Origin of the sequence: Lentzea atacamensis (assembly GCF_003269295.1) — a bacterium.
GTDB lineage: Bacteria > Actinomycetota > Actinomycetes > Mycobacteriales > Pseudonocardiaceae > Lentzea > Lentzea atacamensis.
This window is the reverse complement of sequence record NZ_QLTT01000003.1, coordinates 74602-95561: the sequence shown is the minus strand read 5'-3', so window position 1 is coordinate 95561 and position 20960 is coordinate 74602. Positions and strand designations below refer to the sequence as shown.

General features: G+C 68.2%; 16 protein-coding genes. 5 read left to right on the top strand and 11 right to left on the bottom strand.

Translation table 11 applies throughout. From position 1 onward, the window contains the following. Nucleotide 1 precedes the first annotated feature (1 nt). Nucleotides 2-2599, top strand: coding sequence for a BTAD domain-containing putative transcriptional regulator (locus C8D87_RS15280; protein WP_112227141.1), 2598 nt, complete (start codon nucleotides 2-4; stop codon nucleotides 2597-2599). On the opposite strand, the gene C8D87_RS15275 is transcribed toward C8D87_RS15280, so the two are convergent. From C8D87_RS15275 to C8D87_RS15265, 3 genes are read right to left on the bottom strand one after another with little or no spacing between them, the layout of a single operon-like run. Further along, nucleotides 2568-3590, bottom strand: coding sequence for an FAD-dependent monooxygenase (locus C8D87_RS15275; protein ID WP_112227140.1), 1023 nt, complete (start codon nucleotides 3588-3590; stop codon nucleotides 2568-2570). The genes C8D87_RS15280 and C8D87_RS15275 overlap by 32 nt on opposite strands. Before the next feature lie 35 nt (nucleotides 3591-3625). Further along, a complete protein-coding gene (locus C8D87_RS15270; RefSeq protein WP_112227139.1) occupies nucleotides 3626-4225 on the bottom strand; it encodes a DUF305 domain-containing protein in 600 nt (199 codons plus the stop codon). 4 nt (nucleotides 4226-4229) lie between these two features. After that, a complete protein-coding gene (locus C8D87_RS15265) occupies nucleotides 4230-4946 on the bottom strand; it encodes a lytic polysaccharide monooxygenase (protein ID WP_112227138.1) in 717 nt (238 codons plus the stop codon). 256 nt (nucleotides 4947-5202) lie between these two features. Between C8D87_RS15265 and C8D87_RS15260 the strand changes: the two genes are divergently transcribed. The 3 genes from C8D87_RS15260 to pip all read left to right on the top strand — a co-directional run bounded on the left by C8D87_RS15260 (nucleotide 5203) and on the right by pip (nucleotide 7395). Then, nucleotides 5203-5685: a hypothetical protein gene (locus C8D87_RS15260; protein WP_112227137.1), complete on the top strand. Its 483-nt coding sequence runs from the start codon at nucleotides 5203-5205 to the stop codon at nucleotides 5683-5685. 79 nt (nucleotides 5686-5764) lie between these two features. Next, entirely contained in the window at nucleotides 5765-6310 is a 546-nt protein-coding gene (locus C8D87_RS15255; protein ID WP_109641910.1) for a DUF305 domain-containing protein, read from the top strand. A gap of 137 nt (nucleotides 6311-6447) precedes the next feature. Next, nucleotides 6448-7395, top strand: a complete 948-nt coding sequence (gene pip, locus C8D87_RS15250) for a prolyl aminopeptidase (protein WP_112227136.1) — start codon at nucleotides 6448-6450, stop codon at nucleotides 7393-7395. Here pip and C8D87_RS15245 read toward each other — a convergent pair. From C8D87_RS15245 to C8D87_RS15225, 5 genes are all read right to left on the bottom strand, one after another. Further along, nucleotides 7392-8963, bottom strand: coding sequence for a tannase/feruloyl esterase family alpha/beta hydrolase (locus tag C8D87_RS15245; RefSeq protein ID WP_112227135.1), 1572 nt, complete (start codon nucleotides 8961-8963; stop codon nucleotides 7392-7394). The genes pip and C8D87_RS15245 overlap by 4 nt on opposite strands. Nucleotides 8964-9009: 46 nt before the next feature. Further along, the gene (locus C8D87_RS15240; protein WP_112227668.1) at nucleotides 9010-10980 is read right to left on the bottom strand and encodes an APC family permease; all 1971 of its coding nucleotides are present in this window, start codon (nucleotides 10978-10980) and stop codon (nucleotides 9010-9012) included. Between the two features lie 27 nt (nucleotides 10981-11007). Next, complete coding sequence (locus C8D87_RS15235; protein WP_233442112.1) at nucleotides 11008-13137, bottom strand: bifunctional diguanylate cyclase/phosphohydrolase; 2130 nt, start codon at nucleotides 13135-13137, stop codon at nucleotides 11008-11010. A 130-nt stretch (nucleotides 13138-13267) separates the two neighbouring features. Further along, nucleotides 13268-15070 (bottom strand): molybdopterin cofactor-binding domain-containing protein, encoded by a 1803-nt coding sequence (locus C8D87_RS15230; protein ID WP_170166434.1) that lies wholly within the window; start codon nucleotides 15068-15070, stop codon nucleotides 13268-13270. Next, nucleotides 15067-15528 (bottom strand): (2Fe-2S)-binding protein, encoded by a 462-nt coding sequence (locus C8D87_RS15225; RefSeq protein ID WP_459178191.1) that lies wholly within the window; start codon nucleotides 15526-15528, stop codon nucleotides 15067-15069. The genes C8D87_RS15230 and C8D87_RS15225 overlap by 4 nt, the downstream gene beginning before the upstream one ends. 53 nt (nucleotides 15529-15581) lie before the next feature. On the opposite strand from C8D87_RS15225, the gene C8D87_RS15220 reads away from it, so the two are divergent. Beyond that, nucleotides 15582-18254: an AfsR/SARP family transcriptional regulator gene (locus C8D87_RS15220; RefSeq protein ID WP_146771718.1), complete on the top strand. Its 2673-nt coding sequence runs from the start codon at nucleotides 15582-15584 to the stop codon at nucleotides 18252-18254. 238 nt (nucleotides 18255-18492) lie between these two features. On the opposite strand, the gene C8D87_RS15215 is transcribed toward C8D87_RS15220, so the two are convergent. The 3 genes from C8D87_RS15215 to C8D87_RS15205 are packed head-to-tail and all read right to left on the bottom strand — an operon-like array spanning nucleotide 18493 to nucleotide 20911. Next, nucleotides 18493-19347 (bottom strand): M23 family metallopeptidase, encoded by an 855-nt coding sequence (locus C8D87_RS15215; protein WP_109642011.1) that lies wholly within the window; start codon nucleotides 19345-19347, stop codon nucleotides 18493-18495. Between the two features lie 14 nt (nucleotides 19348-19361). Beyond that, the gene (locus tag C8D87_RS15210) at nucleotides 19362-20486 is read right to left on the bottom strand and encodes a C40 family peptidase (RefSeq protein WP_146771717.1); all 1125 of its coding nucleotides are present in this window, start codon (nucleotides 20484-20486) and stop codon (nucleotides 19362-19364) included. Next, the gene (locus C8D87_RS15205; RefSeq protein WP_109641894.1) at nucleotides 20480-20911 is read right to left on the bottom strand and encodes a hypothetical protein; all 432 of its coding nucleotides are present in this window, start codon (nucleotides 20909-20911) and stop codon (nucleotides 20480-20482) included. Before C8D87_RS15205 ends, C8D87_RS15210 begins: the two co-directional genes overlap by 7 nt. Between the last annotated feature and the right edge of the window lie 49 nt (nucleotides 20912-20960).

Genomic DNA, 20960 nt, shown 5'->3' with positions numbered 1-20960 from the left:
CGTGCACGTCGGCATTCTCGGCCCAGTTGAAGCGCACTCCCCGGACGGCAAGGTCGCGGTGGGTGGGCCGCGGCCGCGCACCCTGCTCGCGCTGCTGGCCATGCGGGCAGGCGAGATCGTCCCGCTCGACCGGCTGGTCGACGAGCTCTACGGTGCCGAGCCGCCGTCGGATGCCGCCAACGCGTTGCAGGGCCAGGTGTCGCGGCTGCGCCGGGCGCTCGGGGACGCGTCGCTGATCGAGTTCCACCCGGCCGGGTACCGGCTGGTCCTGGCACCGGACCAGGTGGACGCGCACAGGTTCGCCGCACTCGCCGCGGACGGGCGGCAGGCGTTGGAGCAGGGTGATCCGCAGGTGGCGGAATCCCTGCTGGCCGAGGCACTCGGGCTGTGGCGCGGTCCTGCGCTCGCCGACGTCGACGCCCCTGACCACGTGACCCGGCTCGAGCAGCAGCGGTCGGCGGCAACCAGTGCGCTGATCGCCGCGCGGATCCGGCTCGGCAAGGCCGACGTGCAGGAGATCTCCTCATTGGTGCGGCAGCACCCGTTGGACGAGCGGCTGCGCGGTTACCTGATGCAGGCGCTGAACCAGCAGGGGCGTCAGGCCGAAGCGTTGCAGGCGTACGAGGACGCGCGGTCGTTGCTGGCGGAGGAGCTGGGCACCGATCCGTCGCACGAGCTGCGTGCGATTCACCTGCAGATCCTGCGCGGCCAGACGCACCGCGAGCTGCCGGCGCAGCTCACCAGCTTCATCGGCAGGGAGGAGGAACTGCGGCGGATCGCGTCGCTGACGTCGCGGCTGATCACGCTGACCGGCCCGGGCGGTGCCGGCAAGACCCGGCTCGCCCTGCAGGCCGCCGGTCCTGGCGCGATCTTCGTCGATCTGGCACCGGCGAAGGACGTGCCGGCGGCGACGCTGCAGGCGTTGGGGCTCAAGGAAACCGTGCTCGCGCCGGAGGACCGGCTCACGCTGGCGTTGCGCGACCGCGAGGCCCTGCTGATCCTGGACAACTGCGAGCACGTGATCGCCGAGGCCGCGCGGCTCGCGCAGCACCTGCTCAGCACGTGTCCTTCGTTGCGCGTCCTGGCCACGAGCCGCGAACCGCTGGGCATCACCGGCGAGACGCTGTGCCCGGTGCCTGCGCTGAAGCCCGAGCAGAGCGTGGCCTTGTTCACCGACCGCGCCCGCCTGGTGAACCCGGCGTTCGTGCAGGACCGGCACACCGTCGACATCTGCCGCGAGCTCGACGGCCTGCCGCTGGCGATCGAGCTCGCCGCGGCTCGCACCCGGACGTTGACGACGGAGGAGATCTCCTCCCGGCTGAGCGACCGCTTCCGCTTGCTCATCAAGGGAAATCGCGCCGCCGCACCCCGCCACCAGACCTTGCGCGCCGTCGTCGAGTGGAGCTGGGACCTGCTCGACGCGGACGAACGCGATCTCGCCGCGTCGCTCGCCACGTTCAGCGGCGGCGCGACGCTGGAAGCCGTCGAGCAGGTCTGCCGGCACGACATCGAGGTGCTGGAAGCGTTGGTGGACAAGTCTTTGGTGGAGGCGAGCGACGGCCGCTACCGCATGCTGGTGACCATCCGCGAGTTCTGCTCGCAGCACAAGCGCGTCGACGCCGAGCACGCCGCCTACTTCCACGCGCTGGCCCGCCGCGCGGATCCCGAGCTGCGCCTGCGGAACCAGGTGCAGTGGTTCGCGCGGCTCACCGCCGAGCACGCGAACCTGATGCAGGCCGTCGAGTGGGCCACCGACCACGATCCTGCTTTGGCTCTGCAACTGGTGCGTGAGCTGTCGTGGTACTGGTACGTGAAGGGCAGCCGAACGGAAGTCCAAGGCCTGGCGGAAAAACTCCTCGCGCGAGTGCCAGAGGAGTCCACAGAGGAGTATGCGATTCTGCTGGCGCTGGCTGCGCCAGAGCGGGTTCAGGTCAAGCTGCGGGAACTGAGCGGCCCGATCAAGCAACCGTTCGTGCTCATCGCGTGGGCCATGCTCGCCGGCCCGCCGGACCCCAGCACCCCGCGGATCCGGCTGCACGACGAGGTGGAGAGCAGTGAGGACCCGTGGATCAAGGGTCTGCTGGGCTTCAGCAGCGCCTACCTGAGCTGGACCGCGGACGGCGACCGGGCGGCGGCGATCGAGAAGTCCCGCGAGGCACTGCGGCAGTTCCACGACCTGGGTGAACGCTGGGGTTCCGCCCAGGTTCTGGACGTGCTGGCCAACCTCACCGAAGACCCGCACGAGGCACTGGCCCTCACCGACGAGGCACTGCGGGCCGTCGAGGAGCTGGGCGCCGTGGAGGAGCTCGCCGAGCTGCGCGGGCGGCGCGCGGACCGGTTGCTCGACCTCGACCAGGACGAGGCCGAGCGCGACTACCTGCTGGCGTTGGAGATGGCGACGCAGGCCGGCCTGGCCGCGACCAGGGCGCTCGCGAACACCGGCCTGGCCAAGATCGCCCAGCACAGGGGCGATCCGGCCAGGGCGGAGCAGCTGTTGCGGGAAGCCCAGCAGGAGCTGGGGTTCGGCTGGATGCACAACGCGGCCAAGCAACAGGTCGAGGACGCGCTCAGCGAACTGGCGCGTAGTCGGGAAGCTTGATCGCGCTCGCCCGCTGGAGGTCGATCCTGGCGAACAGCGGCGCCTTCGGCAGGAAGCCGAACATCCGGTCCCGCACCCACATCCCGAGCCTGGTCGCGGGTGCGAGGAACGGTCCAGGATTGCCCTGGCAGCCCCGCGCGTACGGGCCGATCAGGGCCTCGTACCTGGCGAAGGCATCGCCTCCAGCGGCCATCTCCCCCGCCAGCACGTAGGCGGAGACGACCGCGAGCCCGGTGCCCATGCCGCCCAGCGTCGATCCGTACCCGGCGTCACCGATCAACGTGACCCGTCCCGAGCTGACCTTCGGCATCCGCACCTGGCTGATCGAGTCGAAGTAGACACCCGGCGCCACCAGCGCGTCCGGCATCAGCTCCGGCGGTATCGACGACTTGAACATCAGCCAGCCGGGCGCGGTGAGCACGCCTGGCGCGCACGTCATGTCGCGGTCGTCGCCGTCGGCGTCCCAGATGGCGAAGTAGTAGCCGTGGAACTTCGGCCGGTACTCGGGAAAGACCAGCCGCCGCACGCCGGAGCGCATGCCGTCCGCACCGATGACGAAGTCGAACCGCCGCGACCGTCCGTGCGCGAACGTCACGTCGACGCCTGCACCATCGTCGTGCAGGGAGGCGATCCAGTCGCCGAACACGTATTCGGCATCGGAGACGCTCGCCTCGTACAGCAGCCGTGACAGGTCACCGCGCCGGATCTCCACTTCGCCACCGGTGAAGGACGCGGGCAACCGGCACCGCTCACGTCCGGAGGGGTCGCGGAACACCATGTCCGGCAACGAAACGCTCGCAGCCGTCACCGCGTCGAGCACTCCCATCCGTTTGAGCACGGACAGGTGGGCCTCGCCGCGGAAGTCCACGGCCTGGCCGCCGGCACGCAGCGACGGCGCCCGTTCCACGACCGTGGGAGAGAAGCCGAAACGCGACAACCAGTGAGCGAGTGCGGGCCCCGCGATGCCCGCTCCCGAGATCAAAACGTCCATGCCGGGAAGGGAACGCCGGGCCGCTGACCAAACGCCTACTGTTCGCTGATGACCTTCAGCATCTGCGCGATCTGGCCCTGCCGGGTGCTGGCCACGCGCTCGGCGTAGGCCATGGTCTCCGGGTTGGAACCCTCTTTCTTCTCCGTGAGGGCCATCTCCACGGCGGCACCCTGGTGCCCGGCCATCAGGTTGAGGAACGTGAGGTCGAACTCGGCTCCGCTCTTCTCCTTGGTGTCGTTGATGACCTTGTCGTCGAGCAACGGCTGGCCACCGTGAGCCGCGTGCAGGTTCGCACCGCCACCCTCCGGTTTGCCCCAGAGCTTCAACCAGGACTTGAGCATGGCGAGCTCCTCCCGCTGGGTCGTGTCGATCACGCCCGCGAGGTCCTTCGCCTCCTGCTTGGTGGCCTTCGCCAGCGCCAGCTGCGAGAGGCTGATGCCGAGCTGCAGGTGGTCGACCATCATCTGAGCGAACATCACGTCCGCGTCGTTGAACCTCGCGCTGGCGGCGGGAGCGGGTGGTGCGGTGGAGGCAGCGTCGTGCCCGCCGTGGGCGGACTGGCCTCCCGGCACGATCGCCTCTCCACCGCACCCCGCCAGCGCCAGGACCGCGACCACGATCACCAGGCGCCTCATCGGATCAGATCTTCTCCCACAACGAGGCCGCGTTCGGCGGCTCCCAGCCGGTCAGCGAGGTGTGCGCCTGCCGGCACCGGTACGAGGACCCGCCGTAGGTCACCGCCGCGCCGACCGCGTAGTACGTGTTCGCCGCCCAGGTGCCGCCAACAGGCGGTGGCGTGGGGTTGGTCGTGGTCGGCGGCGGGGTCGGGTTGCCGCCTGTCCCGCCGATGTTGAGGTCGACGCAGGAGTAGAACGCCTTCACCGTGTCGGCGATGTTCCAGACCGCACGGAGCTTCTGGCGGCCGGAGAACCCGCTCAGGTTGATGGTGTGCCGAACCGGGTCGACCGGCGCCGCGCTTCCTCCGTCGACGTAGTGCACGCGGGTGTTGCCGATGTAGTACTCGTAGTCACGCGTGCGGTGCCGGGCGGTGAACGTCCAGGTCATCGTCAGGGTGGTGCCGGTGTTGGTCACCTGCCACGGCTTGCTGTCGTCGTTGAGCACGGCGAAGTCCTGGCGATCCTCGCCGCTGCAGGTCACCAGGCCCTTGTTGCCTTCAGCGCTCTGCGGCTCCCACTGGGGACCACCGCAGTTCTGCACCGCGCCCGACGCACACTGCGCCTGCCGGCTGGGAGGCGAGGACACGTAGCCGTGCGCACTCGCCGAACCGACCGGCGTGATGAACACAATTGCAGGGACCGCGGCCATGACGAGCGCCGCTTTTCGGGTGAGTTTCATCGTCCGAACTCCTTGGATCGTTCCCATGGCAGGGGGAGGGAACCGGGAGCACCTAGATCGCTCGCCGATCCAGTTTCGGTGTGGTCTAGACCATAAACCTGGGTTCGGAAAGTGGTCAAGCGGTCACCGGAAGCGGACGAAGAATCGGTGGCTGTCAACAAGTCCACGCTCACAGGTGGTCCTGCCCGCCTGCCCCAGGACCAATCACGCCACTGGTATTGAGTGCAAACCACCGCCAGAACGGGTAGCCCCGGGCATGCGCGATTTGAACCAGCCCGCCAGGGCGACCGGCCCCGGTGTCGTGGCCGACGGCCCCGCCGGATCGGCAACGGTGCTCGTGATCGATCCAGCCGGCGAAGCCTCGCACGACGAGATCCCCGCCACCTGGCGAGAACTGACGGACCGGATGCGCGTCGTGTGGCTCAGGGTGCCTGCCGCCCCGGAATGGAAGTCCACAGTGGACAGGGTCCTCAGCATGCACCGCGACGACCCCCGCACCGTGCTGGACGTGGTCACCAGCGGCCCGATCGCCGCAGAGGTGATCGACCTGGTCCGCCACCACGAGGACCTGGTCCGCTCGGTCCTGCTGGTCGACCCGGAGGTGGAGGTCGACGAACCGTTCGCCCAGGTGGTGGTCCGCACCCACGACGCCCCGGACGACCGCATCCCGGCGCCACTCCCGCTGGGCCACCCCGACGTGGTGTTCGGCGTGGTCAAAGCCCTCAACGAGCTGAGCTGACCGGCTCCGGAAGTTTCACTGAACCGGACACAACGGCCACCCGTATCCCTCGTCAGGGAACACCAAGACGGGAGGCTTCATGCGTGCGCGTCTGCTCATCATCGTGCTAGGACTGCTAGCGCTGACGGGCTGCTCGGCGGTCGGCGGCGCTACCAGCTCCGGCGAACCGGCGGCCAACAAGGCGGATGCGACATTCTCGTTGAGAATGATCCCCCACCACCGGCAGACGATCGACATCTCCAAGGTGGCCCTGGAACGCTCGAAAGACCAGTTCGTGCTCGACGTGGCCGAGAAGATCACCACAATCGAAGCCGGCGAGATCGAGCAGATGTCCACCTACCTGCGCTCCTGGAACATCCCGATCCCCGGCGACGACGCCGAAGCCACCCACAAGATGGCGGGCATGATGACCGCCAAGGACGTCGAAGGCCTGAAGGCAGCCCAGGGCAAGCAGTTCGACGACCTCTTCCTGGCCGCACTCTCCCGCCACCTCCGCAGCGGCGTGGACATGGCCAAGGACGCCCAGGCCCAGGGCGTGCACGTGGGCTCCAAGGCGCTCGCAGGCAAAATCATCGTGTCGCAGACCGAGGTCATCGACCAGATCGCCGCGAAGAAGAAGGCCTGACACCCCGACGAACTTCATCCGCACCAGGCACACGCCCACCGCGCCTTCGCAGTGGGCGTGTCGGCGTACCGGCGGCCGCCGCAGCGCCACCGAAATCCGGTCGGCACCACCCACCGCACCCCAATACCCTCCCCACCATGTACCCACAGGTGGAGCCCTACGCCCAAGGCATGCTCGAAGTAGGCGACGACCAGCAGATCCACTGGGAAGCAAGCGGCAACCCGAACGGCAAACCCGCGGTCGTCTTCCACGGCGGCCCGGGCTCCGGCTCCAACCCCCGCTGGCGCCAGGACTTCGACCCGTCCCACTGGAACCTGATCCTCTGGGACCAGCGCGGCACGGGCAAGAGCACCCCGCCCGTCAGCGACCCGGCCACCAGCATGGAGCACAACACCACCCAGCACCTGATCAACGACGCCGAGAAGCTCCGAGAACACCTCAACATCGAAAAGTGGCTGCTGGCAGGCGGCTCCTGGGGCTCCACCCTCATCCTCGCCTACGCCATCCAGCACCCGGACCGCGTCAGCGAGATCGTCATCCCAGCGGTCACCGCCGGCCGCCCGGAAGAAATCGAGTGGATCACCCGCGGCCTCGGCATGTTCTTCCCGGACCACTTCGAAGCCTTCCAGAACGGCGTCCCCGAGGAAGACCGGAAGGGCAACCTGGCCCTCGCCTACAACAAGCTCCTCAACTCCCCGGACCCGCAGGTGCGCGAGAAAGCCGCGTGGGACTGGAACAAGTGGGACCTGTCCACCATCACCGGTGGCGACAACGACTTCGAAGGCACCCCGTACGAAGACCCGGTCGTGCGGTACCGGCTCGCGAGGACGGTCACGCACTACTGGGGCAACGACTGCTTCCTCGAGCCGACCTACATCATGGACAACCTGGACCAGCTCAACGGCATCCCGGGCGTGCTCATCCACGGCCGCAACGACTTCGGCGGACCGCTCACCACCGCGTGGGAGATCGCCAAGCGGTGGCCCGACGCCGAACTCGTGATTCTGAACGACGCGGGCCACCAGGCGAAGGACGGCAACGGCATGAGTCAGGCCATCACCGCCGCCGTCGAGAAGTTCCGTTAGGGCGCAACGGGTCCGGGCCGGTGGTACAGATCCTCGCCGGCCCACCTGATCCGGTCGGAGAAGCCGAAGCCCGGTGCCGCCACGAAGTTCGCCGCGTCGTCCACCGATCCCGAGCCGTCGTACTTGGCGCGCAACGGATACGGGAACACCGGGCGTGTGCGCACGACGTTGCCCGCAGCGTCACGGCCCGAGGCGACCACGCGATGAGGCGCCTGGCCTCCCTCGACCCACGAGACGAGCTCCTTGAACGGGTCGAAGTCGGTCAGGGTGTCGCCGCCCTGGCAGTGCCAGATCGACGGCACGACGAACAGCCGCGCCCAGTCCGGCGTACGGCCGCCGGTCAGCCGCTGCCAGTAGTCGAGCGTGCCCTCCACCGGAATGGCCTGGTCTCCCGCACCGTGCCAGATGATCAGCTTGCCGCCCGACCGCCGGAACTCGCGCAGGTCCAGTGACATCGCGTTCGCCTTCACCGTTTCCGGTACGAGCCGCCGGAACTCGCGCACGGTGAACTCGAACGTCGCGAGCGACGAGTGCGGCTTGCCGATCGGGTACACGAGGTGCTTCAACGCGTTGTCCGCGAGACCCGCGGCGATCGCCTCGCCGAACTGGGGCGACGGGTGGATCCAGGACGACCACGACAGCTCCGACCCGTAGGCCTGACCGCCGGGGTAGAGACGCACGCCGTGGTCGGCCGGTCCGGCGTAGAGCCGCCGGGCGCGTTCGATCTCGTCCGGCGTCAGCTGACCTGCCAGCGAACCCGGATCGAACTTGCACAACCGGGGATCCTCGAGCTGCCCGTCCACCAGGCCGTCCAGGCCGTCGCACGCCTTCATCACCGCGCCGTGCAAGAGGACGATCTTGTCCTGCGGGATCACGTTGCGGGCGAGCCACGCCTGGTAGCCGATCAGGCCGGTGTAGGTGAACGCCGGCGCCCCCGCGATGATGCCGTCGAAGTCGTGCGGGTAGCGCTGGGCCAGCAGGAGTGCCTCGCGACCGCCGTTGGAACAGCCGCTGAAGTACGACTTGCGCGGCTCGGCGCCGTAGAACACCGAGATGATCCGCTTCGACACCTTCGACAACGCGTGTGGTGCGCGGAAGAAGTAGTCGTCGCGGGCCTGCTGGTTGTTCGCGGCCCACTTCGTGTCGAACACGTACTCCGGCGGGGCCTCGTGGCCGTCGTCGGTCGCCGCCACGGCCGCGTCACCGAAGGCCGGACCGCACTCCGGGAACACCTGGCCGAAGAACATGACGGCGCCGCAGAAGCCGCCGCACCCGTACTGCAGGTACCGGCCGCGGTAGGTCGTGGTGGGCAGCTTGAGCTCGAAGCCGATGTTCGGCTCGATCGTTCCCTTGACGGCGCAGTGCTCCGGATCTGTTGCGGTGGCGGGCACCACGACGGCCGAGGCGACACGTGTGCGAGCGTCCGGCACGTCGTACGAGCGCACCAGATCGGCGCACGAACGTACAGGCCGGACGGTCGTCTCGGCGGACTCGCTTGCGGCGGCTGGAGAAATCCCCGCCGCCACCAGTGCGAGAGCGAGACCGACGAGCAGAAACCTGCGATGCATGGCGTCCTTCCCCCTATTAGTCGGACGTACGGGGGAAGTCTGCCAGCTATCCGACGTGCACGCGTGGCCGTCGGGACGGATCCGCCTCGGCCGAGCGGATGATCTCGCGTACGACCGGTGGTGTGTCACCGCGACCGAGGATCAGGTAGCGGAACAGGTGCGCGAGCGGATTGCCTTCCGACCACTCGAAGTGCGCGTGCGGGATCACTCCGGTCGAGTCGCGCAACGCCAGCAGGATCGCCGCGATCGCGTTCGGCGCTGCCGGAGCGGAGGCGCGCAGCACGCGATGCCCGTCGATCTCCACGCCCCGCACGCACAGCACGTCGCTGAACGCCGACGGGTCGACGATGTCGATCTCCAGGAAGATCACGTCCGCCGTACCGGGCACCGGGTTCATGCCGCGCTGCTCGTTCTCCTTCTCGTCGTACTCCGCCCTGTCACCGGCCTGGCGGCGGTTAGCGATCAACGTGATCCGGTCGTCGTGCGCGATCGTCTCGGTGATGAACCGGCGAGCCTGCTCGTCGAACTTGATCTTGTCGACGCGCAGCTCGGTGGTGCGGGAGACGCGGGACACCAACGAGATCACGACGATGCCGATGATGAAGCCGAACGAGATCGTGATGCCGTCCGGCTTCTCGATCACGTTCTCCACCAGCGCGTACACCAGCACCAGCGTCAGCACGGTGAAGCCGATCGTGGCTCGGCGCTGCTTCTTGCGCCACGCCGACACCGTCACCGCGAACGAGCCGGACACCATCATCGCCAGGATTCCCGTGGCGTACGCGCCGGCCTGCGCGTTGACGTCGGCGTTGAAGATGATCGTGATGATGATGCAGATGATCGTGTAGACGATCACCACGGGACGGATCGCGCGGCCCCATTCCGGTGCCATGCCGTAGGAGGGCAGGTAACGCGGCACGATGTTGATCAGACCCGCCATCGCGGACGCGCCCGCGAACCACAGGATCAGGATGCTGCTGATGTCGTAGACGGTGCCGAACGCCTCGCCGAGCAGCTCGTGCGCGAGGTAGGCGAGCGCGCGGCCGTTCGCCGGTCCACCCTCCGCGAACTTGTCCTGCGGCACCAGCACCGTCGTGATGAACGACGTCGCGATCAGGTACACGGACATGATCAACGCGGCCGTGGTGAGCAGCTTGCGGGTGTTGCGCACCCGGCTCTCCATGCGCTCCTCCGGCGTCTTCCCGGAGGCGGAGACCAGCGGCATCATGCTGACGCCCGTCTCGAAGCCGGACAAACCGAGCACCAGCAACGGAAACGCCAGAATCGCCGGGCCGACGACTCCGAAGACGCCGCCGTGCGCCCCCAGCGCGGAGATCCAGCGATCGAGGGCGTCCGGCGTCGCGAAGACGTCCACGAGGCCCACCACGGCCAGGACGGCGTTCAGGGTGAGGAACACCGCGACCAACGGGATCGCGACGCCCACGGCCTCGCTGAAGCCCATCAGGAACACGCCGCCGAGGATCAGCAGCAGCACGATCGTCAGCGCGAGCTCGTAACCGCGCAACGACTCGGGAACGTACGGGTTCTCCAGCGCGTGCACCGACGCGTCGGCCGCGGACAGCGTGATCGTGATGATCCACGACGTCGCCACGAAGCCGAGCAGCACCAGCACGAAGACCTTGCCCCGCCAGAACGGCAGCAGGTCCTCCAGCATCGCGACCGAGCCCTGGCCGTTCGGGCTCTCGCGCGCCACCCGCCGGTACATCGGCAGCATGCCGAGCAGCGTCAACGCCACGATGAGCAGCGTCGCGAGCGGTGACAACGCTCCCGCGGCCAGTGCCGCGATGCCCGGCAGGTACGACAGCGTGGAGAAGTAGTCGACGCCGGTCAGCGTCATGACCTTCCACCACGCGTGCGGCTTCGCGTGCGAGTCGTGGCTCTCCGGCCCTGACGGCGCCACGCGATCCGCGAGCAACCACTTCCCCAGCGGCCCACCCGGCGGTGCCGGACGTTCCGGGCTCGGCACCTCAGCGGGAATGGCGTACTCCGTGCTCATGGCGCAGAGCATGCCATCACCCGGCGATCACGGCCTGAAGTCGGCGGGGAAGCCAGCCTCCTGAATGGACAATCCGGACGGACGGAGCATTCCGATGCTGCCCTGGGTGTGCAGGTCCAGGAAGAGGTCCACGACGTCCGGGTCGAACTGCTGACCTCGGCCCGCCCACAGCTCGCGCCGCGCCCGGTTCTCGTCCAGCGCTGTCTGATGTGGACGATTTGACCGCATCGCGGCCCAAGCCACGCAAACGGACAGGATGCGCGCCTCGGCTCTGATGTCCGCGCCGCGCAGCCCGTCCGGGTAGCCGTCGCCGTCGTAGCGCTCGTGCTGCTGCCTGATCACGTGCGCCACGCCCGCGAACCCCGGCACCATCCGTGCGAGCCGGTAGCCGAAGTCGGGGTGCTGGCGCAACAGCCGCCACTCCTCCTCCGACAGCGCCCCCGGCTTGGTGAGCACCACCTCGGGAATGATGATCTTGCCGATGTCGTGCAGGCGGCCAGCGAGCTGCGCGACCCTGATCGTCGGCGCGTCGAGCCCGAACTCGCCGGCGGCGACACCCGCCCAGCGCGAGACCGAGCGGCTGTGGTCGTAGCGGTGCAGCCACCCGTCCACCCGGTCGGCGACCTGGCAGAGGAACTCGGCCATCGCGCCGTCGGTGTCCGGGTCGACCGCGGGCAGCGGCTCAGGGCCGACCGCGATCCGGTTGCGCCCCGCGGCCTTCGCCGCGTACAGCGCCCGGTCCGCGATCACCACGATGTCGTCGGGGCCGTCGCCGTGCGTCGGGAAGCTCGCCGAGCCGACCGACACCGTGACGGACAACGGGATGTCGTCGTTGCCCGCGTTGACCGGAATCGGCTTCTCCGCGACGCGTTCACGCAGCCGGTTCGCGATCACGGACAGCCGGCCGGGCCCGGCGTCCGGCACGAGCAGCGCGAACTCCTCGCCGCCGTACCGCGCGAGCACTTCACCTGATCGGGAAGCCGCGCGCAGCCGTGCGGCGACCTCCATGAGCACGTCGTCACCCGCCGGGTGGCCGTAGTTGTCGTTGATCGACTTGAAGCGGTCGACGTCGATGATGAACACCGCCACCGAGCCCTCGCTGCGCCGCGCGCGGGCGATCTCCAGCGGCAGCTGGGCTTCGAAGAACCTGCGGGTGTGCAGCCCGGTGAGGCTGTCGGTGATCGCGAGCTTGCGCTGGTCCGCCACGAGCCCCGCGAGCCTCGCGATGATCAGCAACGACAGCAGCGCGCCGCCCGCCGCGAGCACCAGCACGTCCTGCGACGACTGGCCGACGTCGTGGATCAGCATCAGCACCGGGGCGGCGAGCGCCGCCGACGACAGCGCGATGATCCGGCCGCGGCTCAGCCCGACGTCCTTGACGTGCGCGCGGTCGACGAGCCGCGCCATCGTCGGGTGCAGTGCGGCTGCACCCATGCACAGGTTGGCCGACAACCAGATGGCGTCGAGGAAGTTGCCCGCGTGGTAGCTGCCGTCGAGACGCTGCAGCACGTAGATCGTGTCCGCGGTCAGGATTCCCAGCAGGTTTGCCGTGAGCAGGATGAACGCGCGCGGGCGCGGGCCGGCGCCGAAGATCAGACGCAGTGCCACCACGAAGAGCGCGAGATCCATCATCGGGTAGCCGAGCGACGCGACCTTCACCAGCACCGGTGACGTGAGCCGGGCCTGCGGGCCGATCACGTAGAGCCAGGACGCCATGCCCGCGACGACCGCGAGCACGGCGGCGTCGAGCAGGCTCGGCAGGTCGAGCCCCGGGGTGCGGCGGCGGATCAGCAGGATCACGCCCGCCACCATCAACGGGTAGTGCCCGAGGTAGAAGATGTCGGCGTAGGACGGGTAAACCGTGTACTCGAAGACGTAGTGCGATGTGTAGAACGTGAGGTCGGCGATCGCGTAAACGACCTGGCTGAGTGCGAGGAACACCCAAGGCCGCCTCCATTGGGGACGGTTGCGGCGCACCCCCGTGAATGTGGCGATCGCCGCCGAGGCGCTGATCGTGCAGTAGAGCACCACTCGTACCGTTTGACCCGTTGTCCCCGCAGGGCTGACCGGAATCAGGTAGTAGACGCCCAGCAGCAGGTGACCTGCCACCAGGTACATCCACCACGCTCCGGTCCGGCCGGCACGGAAGATGGTCACACGAGACCCCTCGTTCTACGACTTGGTCGAGCCAGGTGATGATGCCCGACTTGGGATGATCGCGGCACCGCCGTTACTCCAATGAGGTGACCCACTAATACGGACGCTACCGCAAATCCCTGTTCTGTTTTCAGAGCGAAAGAAATCCGAGTGCCGCTGCGGCAGCCGGGTACGCCAGCTCACCCAATCCGCCCACAGGTGCGTCCGACGCCATCACGACGACGTTGATCTCGGGTGTGTCGCCGATCCGCGCCCACGGGTAGTCCCCGAACGATTTTTGCACGACTTTTCCCTGCTTGACGGTGATTCGCACACCTTTGACCACCGAGACCGCGTCCATGATCGCGCCTTCGACCTGTTGGCGTACACCCGAGGGGTGCAGTGCCGGGCCGACGTCCACCGCCGCGGTGATTTTCGTACGCCTGTCCCGTGTTGTTTCGGCGATCACCGCGACCGCCGAGCCGTAGTCACGATGACAGGCCACGGCTTGTGGTTCTCCGTGATGGGCTTCCGCAGCCGCTTCGAGAGTTTTTCTGACGCGCCGGTCAGTCAACAGCTTCAACCGGCGTTCGAGCTGGTTGTCCGCCATGTCCAGCTCACTCAGGAACATCTCTTCCGCATAAACGGACTGACCTGCGTAGACGCTGCGCCAGAACCCTGTTCTGATCGGTGGTGGCGAGATGGCGAAGTGGACCTCTCCCTCTACGTCGTACGGATACTTGTTCGCCATCATCTGCATGATCTGGGGGTTGCTCGTGACTTCGAGCACCGACGAGAGAGGCCATGTGGAAACGGCGTGATCCCGCCACGTGGGTAGACCTTCGTCGTTGACCGTTGCTCGTACGCGATGGACCGACAATGGACGGTACGAGTCGTGTCGCATGTCATCGTCTCTTGTCCACAGCACTTTCACCGTCCTGCCGGTGTGCCGTGCGAGTTGGACTGCCTCCAGCACGAAGTCGACTTCGAACTTCCGCCCGAACGCGCCGCCCGCGCGCGTCGGGATCACCCTGACCTTCGCGAAGTCCGCTTCGAGAAGTTTGCGCACCTGATCAGGCGCCTGGGTCGGAGCCCACACGGTGACTTCGGTGTCCGAGGCCGTCGCCGTCGGCGGTTCCATCGGAACGTGGGCGAGCATGGGCATGACGTAGATCTTCTCCACGTAGTCGCCCGGTGGCGTTTTCCCTTCCGGCAGGGCGGCTTCGAGGGCGGCCAGCCACTCGTCGCTGTCCGCGTGCGGAGAGCCGCCCTGCCAGGTCGTTCTGAGCGCTTTCCTGGCTTTGAGGGCGGTGTGGGTGTCCCTGGCGAGCAACGCGAAACCGTTGTCCAGCTGGACGACCTCGGCGTTGCGGACGTCGGTGTCGTCGAAACCCGTTGGCGTGGCGCCGATCCACGGTGGCCTGGCGACGACGGCGACCAGGTCGGCCGGCTGGTCGATGGCGTACGCGAGCTTGCCCGTGACGATCGCGTCCTGGTCGACCCGTTTGATCTGCGGGTTGCCGAGAACGTGCCATTCGCCGCGTGGCGTCAGGACGACATCGGACGGCGTGAGCTTCGCGGCCTCCTCTGCCAGTTCGCCATAGCTGAGGCGGTCGTCGCCGTGCCGCACGAAGCCGTCGGACGCACGGCAGTCGGCCGCTGGGACCCGCCAGCGTTGCGCGGCAGCCTCGACCAGCAGCTGCCGGACGGTGGCGGCGGCGGTGCGGATCGGCTCGTGAAGGCGCTGCATCGTGTTGGAGTTGGCGGAGATCTGCTCGCCGTAGGTGTCCGGGTCGCCCTCCGCCTGCTCGATCGTGAGGCTCTCGACGGAGACCTTCAGCTCCTCCGCGACCATCATCGCGACGGCCGTGCGCACGCCCTGGCCCGTGTCCGGAACCGGGACGGTGACCGTGATCCGGCCGGACTCCGGGTCGATGCGAACGAAGGGGTTCACGAGTCGGCCCTCATCCGCGCGGCGGCGTTCCTGATCGCCCTGCGGATCCTGGGATGGGTGCCGCACCGGCAGACGTTGTGCCGCAACGCCTCGTCGATGTCCTCGTCGGTCGGGTCGGGGTGCTTGGTCAGCAACGCGATCGTGGCCATGATCTGGCCGGGCTGGCAGTACCCGCACTGCGTGACGTCCTCGTCCAGCCACGCCTGCTGCACCGGATGGTCTTCGACGCCCTCGACGGTGAGGACGTCCTGCTCCCGCAGGCCGGCGACGGGGTGTTCGCAGGGCCGGAACGCCTGTCCGTCCACTATGGACGTGCACACACCGCACGCACCGACCCCGCAGCCGTACTTGGTGCCGGTGAGACCGAGGTGGTCGCGCAGCACCCAAAGCAGCGGGGTTTCCGGGTCGGCGTCGACGTCGTGGATCTGACCGTTGATTCGCAGCCGGTGCATGGTCACGTCACCGAGCGTAGCGGCCTCAACACGGTTTTGAACCGGATATCGTGGCACCCGTGGACGGCGTTCGGTTCGGGGTGCTTGGGCCGCTGCTCGTCACGCACGGGCAGCGGGACGTGCGCATCTCCCCCGGTCAGCCCAGCCAGGTCCTGGTACTGCTGCTTCTGCACGCCGGTCAGACCGTCAGCGTCGACCACCTCATGTCGATCCTGTGGGACGGCGATCCGCCGGTCAGCGCACGCAAGGCCGTCCAGGTGCACGTCTCCCAGCTCAGGCGCGCTCTCAAGGACCTGCCCGGGGTCTCACTGAAGTGGTCGCGGCAGGGGTACCGGCTCGACATCCCCGACCGGTCGCTCGACCTGCAGCTGTTCCGCGAGGCGGAGGACCCGGACGAGGCGCTGAGTCACTGGCGCGGCCCGGCCCTCGCCGAGCTGACCACGAACACGCAGCTCGCGAACCAGCTGGAGGAGGAACGGCTCGGGGCGATCGAGCGACGTGTCGAGAAAGCGATCAAGCAGGGCCGGCACCACGAGGTCGTCAGCGAGCTGACGGGGTACGTCACCGAGCATCCGACCAGGGAACGGTTGCGGGGCGCGCTCATGGTCGCGTTGCACCGCAGCGGACGGCAGGCGGACGCGCTCAGGGTGTACGACGAGGGCAGGCGGCATCTCGCGGAGGAGCTCGGGCTCGATCCGGGGCAGGAGCTCAAGGACCTGCACGCCGCGATCCTGCAGGGCGACATCCCGGCCGTGCCCCGTGAACTGCCCAAGGCTCCGGAACCGTTCGTCGGGCGCCGCGACGAGATCGAGCTGATCACCAGCTGTGCTGACACGGTGATCGCCGTGCACGGGCCCGGCGGGCAGGGCAAGAGCGCCCTCGCCACCGCCGCGGCGCACACGATGGCCGGACGTTTCCCGGACGGCCAGCTGTACGTCGACCTCCACGGCGCCACGCCAGGACGTTCGCCGCTGTCCTCCGCCGAGGTGCTCAGGAGATTCCTGCGCGCGCTCGGCACACCACCGCTCGCGGTGCCCACGGACACCTCGGAAGCCGCCGCGCTCTACCGGTCGACGCTGGCCAGGCGCAAGGTCCTGATCGTGCTGGACAACGCGGTGGACGCGGCACAGGTCGGCCCGCTGCTGCCGGGCGAGGCGGGTTCCACCGTGCTGATCACCAGCCGCCGGATGCTGGCGACGCTCAGCGCGCGGCACGTCCGGCTCGACCCGTTGCCGGAGGCCGACGCGGTGAAGCTGCTCGGCGACGACGGCGAGGCCGCGAAACAGGTCGCCAAGGCCTGCGACCACCTGCCGCTCGCCCTCACCATCGCGGCCGCACGACTGCGCAGCCGGCCGGACTGGACGACGAGGTCGCTGGCTCGCCGGCTCGCGGACCAGCGGCACCGGCTGGACGAGCTGAACTTCGACGACCTCGGCGTGAGGTCGAGCTTCCAGCTGAGCTTCGAGGGCCTCAACGACGCCTCGACCAGGGCGTTCATCCTGTTGTGCTGCCTGAACGTGCCGACGGTCAGCGAGCCGGTGGCGCAGGCGCTGCTCGGGCAGGACGACGTGGACCGGGTGCTGGATCCGTTGGTGGACGCCAAGCTCGTCGAGCCGTGCGGGCCGGAGCGGTACCGCGTGCACGATCTCCTGCGGCTGTTCGGCGCCGAGCACGCCAACGACGAGAAGCACGCCGCCCTCACCCGCGCACTCACGCACTACCGCGAGACCTTGACCGCGGCGCTGAAGAAACTGCGCCCGCACGCCTTTGGCGCGCTCACGAACTCCGTCACCCGGCAGGACCTCGACGAGCCGTTGCAGTGGCTCAACGACGAGGCGGAGAACCTGCTCGCGGCCGCGCGATCCACGATGGCCGAGCCGGCGCTGGCCGAACACGCCCTGGCCATCGCGCACATGCTGTACCCGCATCTGTTCAAACAGGACAGAGTCGCCGACCTGATCGAGCTCGGTCAGATCGCGAACCAGGCGGCACGGACGATCAACACGTCGGCCGCGTTGCAGACGGCGCTCCTGGTGCAGTCCGCGGCCAACCGCCGGATCGGCTCGTTCGAGACCGCCCGCGCCCAGTTGGCAGAGGTGCTGGCAGCGCGGGCCGACGACCCGTTCGGCCAGGGCCGTGCGCTCGCCGGCATCGGCACGATCCAGCGTGAGCTGGGTGAACTGGACGAGGCCTCGGTCACCCTCGCGCGGGCCGTCGAACTCATCGAGAAGCACGGACCCGCTGGCGCACAACGGGTTCCGCTGTCGGCATTGGCGCAGGTGCACCAGGTCGCCGGACGTTACCCACTGGCCTTCGAAGCGGCCACCGAGAGCCTGAAGCACGCCCGTGAGCACCAGGACGCCGCCGGTACGGCATACGCGCTGGCGTCTCAGGGACAGGCGCTGTTCAAGCTCGGCAGGTTGGACGAGGCGGAGGTCGCGCTCGGCGAGTGCATCGAGCTGTGCCGGGCGACGGGCGAGCACAACGACGAGTGGCAGGCGCTGCTGTGCCGCGCGGAAGTGTTGCTGGCGGCCGGAAAGACCGAAGAGGCCACAAAGGACGCCCAGCGCTGCCTGGAGATCACCAGCGCCCGAGGTGACCGGTACGGCGAAGGCCTCGCACACCGCACGCTCGCGAAGACCGGGGCGGAGAAGCACGAGGACAGGGCGGCCGAACTGCTCGGCACACCCGGACTGCGCAAGGACAACCTGCTGGAGAGCGTGATCAGCTGACGCCGTGCGGCAGGCCGATCAGCTCCTCCGTTCCCAGGGCGTTGACCGAAGCCTGTCCCCTCGCACTCCGCCGACGCACCACTCCTCCCAGGAGCGGCGTTTCTCGAGACCGGGACGTCAGTGGCAGTGAATCACACCTGAAACACCCGCAGACCGGGCGGCCGATCGCTCGGCGCACCCGGTCTGTGAAAGGACAACCTGTTGGATCAGAGATCAGAGCCTGACGTCAGCCCTGAGATCAGCCACAGTGCTCGAAGCCGCTGGTGTAGGTGGAGGAACCGACCATGCCGCCCCACTTCACGCACTTGCCGGGCGCCTTCTTCTTGACCGGGCCGGCGTAGTAGCCGTACTCGTCGCGGTCGGTCGTGCGAGCCTCACCCTGCACCTCGAGGAACGCACCGACGTCCGACGCGGTACCGAGCTTCGTGGTCTTGATCGCGACGACGCAGTTGTAGCCGTTGGCGGCGTTGTACAGCAGCGAGACGCGGGCACCCTCGACGTTCGCGCCGTCGATCACCTTGTAGCCGTCGCCGCACGCCTCTTCCGGCGTGTACGGGTTGGTCGGGGCACCGCCACCGCACTTGTTGTTCGACTTGTAGTTCTTGGTGCCGTAGTACAGGATCGTGTCACCGCTCCACTTGATCTTCTGCGGCGAACCGTTCAGCAGCTGCTCGTAGTGCAGGTGGGCGCCGGTCGAACCGCCGGTGTTGCCGACGTTGCCGATGGTCTGGCCCTGCGAGACGCTCTGGCCGACCGACACCCGCTGCGCGGAGAGGTGGGCGTAGCGCGTGGTCCAGCCGCTGCCGTGGTCGATCTCGATCCAGCGGCCGTAGCTCGTGCTGCCCTCGTTGCGAACCTTGGTGACCTTGCCGGACGCGGACGCCACGACCGCGTCACCCTCGTCCGCGCTGCGGTTCAGGTCGACCGCCTGTGCCGGGCTGTGTCCGGTCCTGGTGTTGCCCTGCCAGGTCTGTCCACACGGGAACGGCATCTCGAAGTTGGTGGCGGCGCCGGCCTGCGGGCCACCGATCACCAGCACCCCGAGCCCGATCGCGAGCCCTGCCACTCCGGAGAGCATTCTCTTGATGTCCATGGTTTTCCCCTCGTTCACCCGAAGATCCGGCGGACCTTGGAATACGGCGTTCCGTGACTGTTCAGATCGCTGATCCGGATGCTCTTGCCGTCACGCGGCGGCGCGGCTTCCAGAATCTTGTTGTCGCCCAGGTAGATGGCGACGTGCGTGGTGACGTCCGAGTCGTTGTCCGAACGACCCCAGAAGACGAGGTCGCCCGGCTTGCGGTCGGCGATCGTCACCGCGCGGCCCTTGGTGTTCTGCGCACCGGTCCACGCACCGATGTCCATGCCCGCGCCCTTCCAGAAGGCGTAGAGCGTCAGACCGGAGCAGTCGAAGCCGAGGCGGTTGTAGTCGTCACCCTGCGACGGGTCGTTGTCCGGGTAGTGGTGGACGCCGTACGACGCACCGCCCTTGCCACCCGCGCCCCATGAGTAGAGATAACCCTTGCCGATCTGCGCCTTCGCGATGTCCAGCACGCGCTGGACCTTCTCCGCGTTGGTGCCCGTGGTCGGGCCCGCCGGGCCGTTGCTACGACCGTGGACGGCGTTGCCGGGCGGCTGCTCGCCCGGTTCGATGCCGTCGGTGTCGCAACGCGCCAGGCCCTGCACGTAACCTTCGGTTCCGGTCTTGACGTAGTGGTCCGGCACCCAAAGGTTGTCAGTGGTGAGGTCCCAGATCGTGCCGTTCTCGGCTTGCGCCTGGCACTTGACCGGAACCTGTTGTCCCGCCTCGTACTTGTCGACGACCGAACCGGGTGCGGTTGCGGCGTCGCCCTTGTTCTTGCGGCCGTTGAGGTCGGCCTTCGCGGGGAAGGACTTCGAGGTGGCGCACTTCGGCAGCACCATCGTGTCCGAGGGGTTGCTGGTGTAGCCGTCGGGGATCCACAGGCCTTCGGTGGTGAGGTCCCAGATCTTCTTGCCGCCGTAGTCCGGACCGGTGTCCTGGCAGACGACGTTGACCTTCTGCCCCTTGGCGTACATGTCGGCGACGCGCTTCTTGCCGACCGGCACGTCGGGGTCCTTGACGGTGCGGCCGTCGAGGGTGGTCGTGGCGGTGAACGAGCGGACCTCCGCCTGCGCGGTGCCGGCGCTCATCAGAGGCGCCAGCACGGACAGGGCGGCGATCGCCGTGAGAACGGTCTTCTTCAGGTTCAGCAACGGACGCTCGTGCGGGCCGTGGGCGTGTTGCCGCCCCACTTGATGTTGCCGACGGCGTGGGTGCACACGTTCAGCGTGTTCGTGCCCGACGACCAGTTGTCGGCCTTCTTGCCGTGGCACTGCAGGCCTTCGAGCGAGTAGGGAGCGCTCGCGCCGGTGGCGACGGAGACGCAGACCTCCCAGTTCGAGTGCGAGGAGCGGAAGCCCTCCCACACGTAGGTGTAGGCCCAGTTCTTGTTGCAACCCTTGAACTGCTTGACCGAGCCGATGGTGGTGCTGCCGCTCTTGATGTACGCGGTCGACCCGATCTGGGTCACCGCGCCGCACCCCGGCGCCGACTCTGCCTGTGCGGGCGCGGTGAGCCCGAGCAGCGCGCCACCGACGATGACGGCGGCACCGAGTGCGCTGGCGATCTTGCTGAACATGCTTCTCCCTCAACGGTTTTTGCGAAAGCCTTTGACGCAGGCGGAAAAG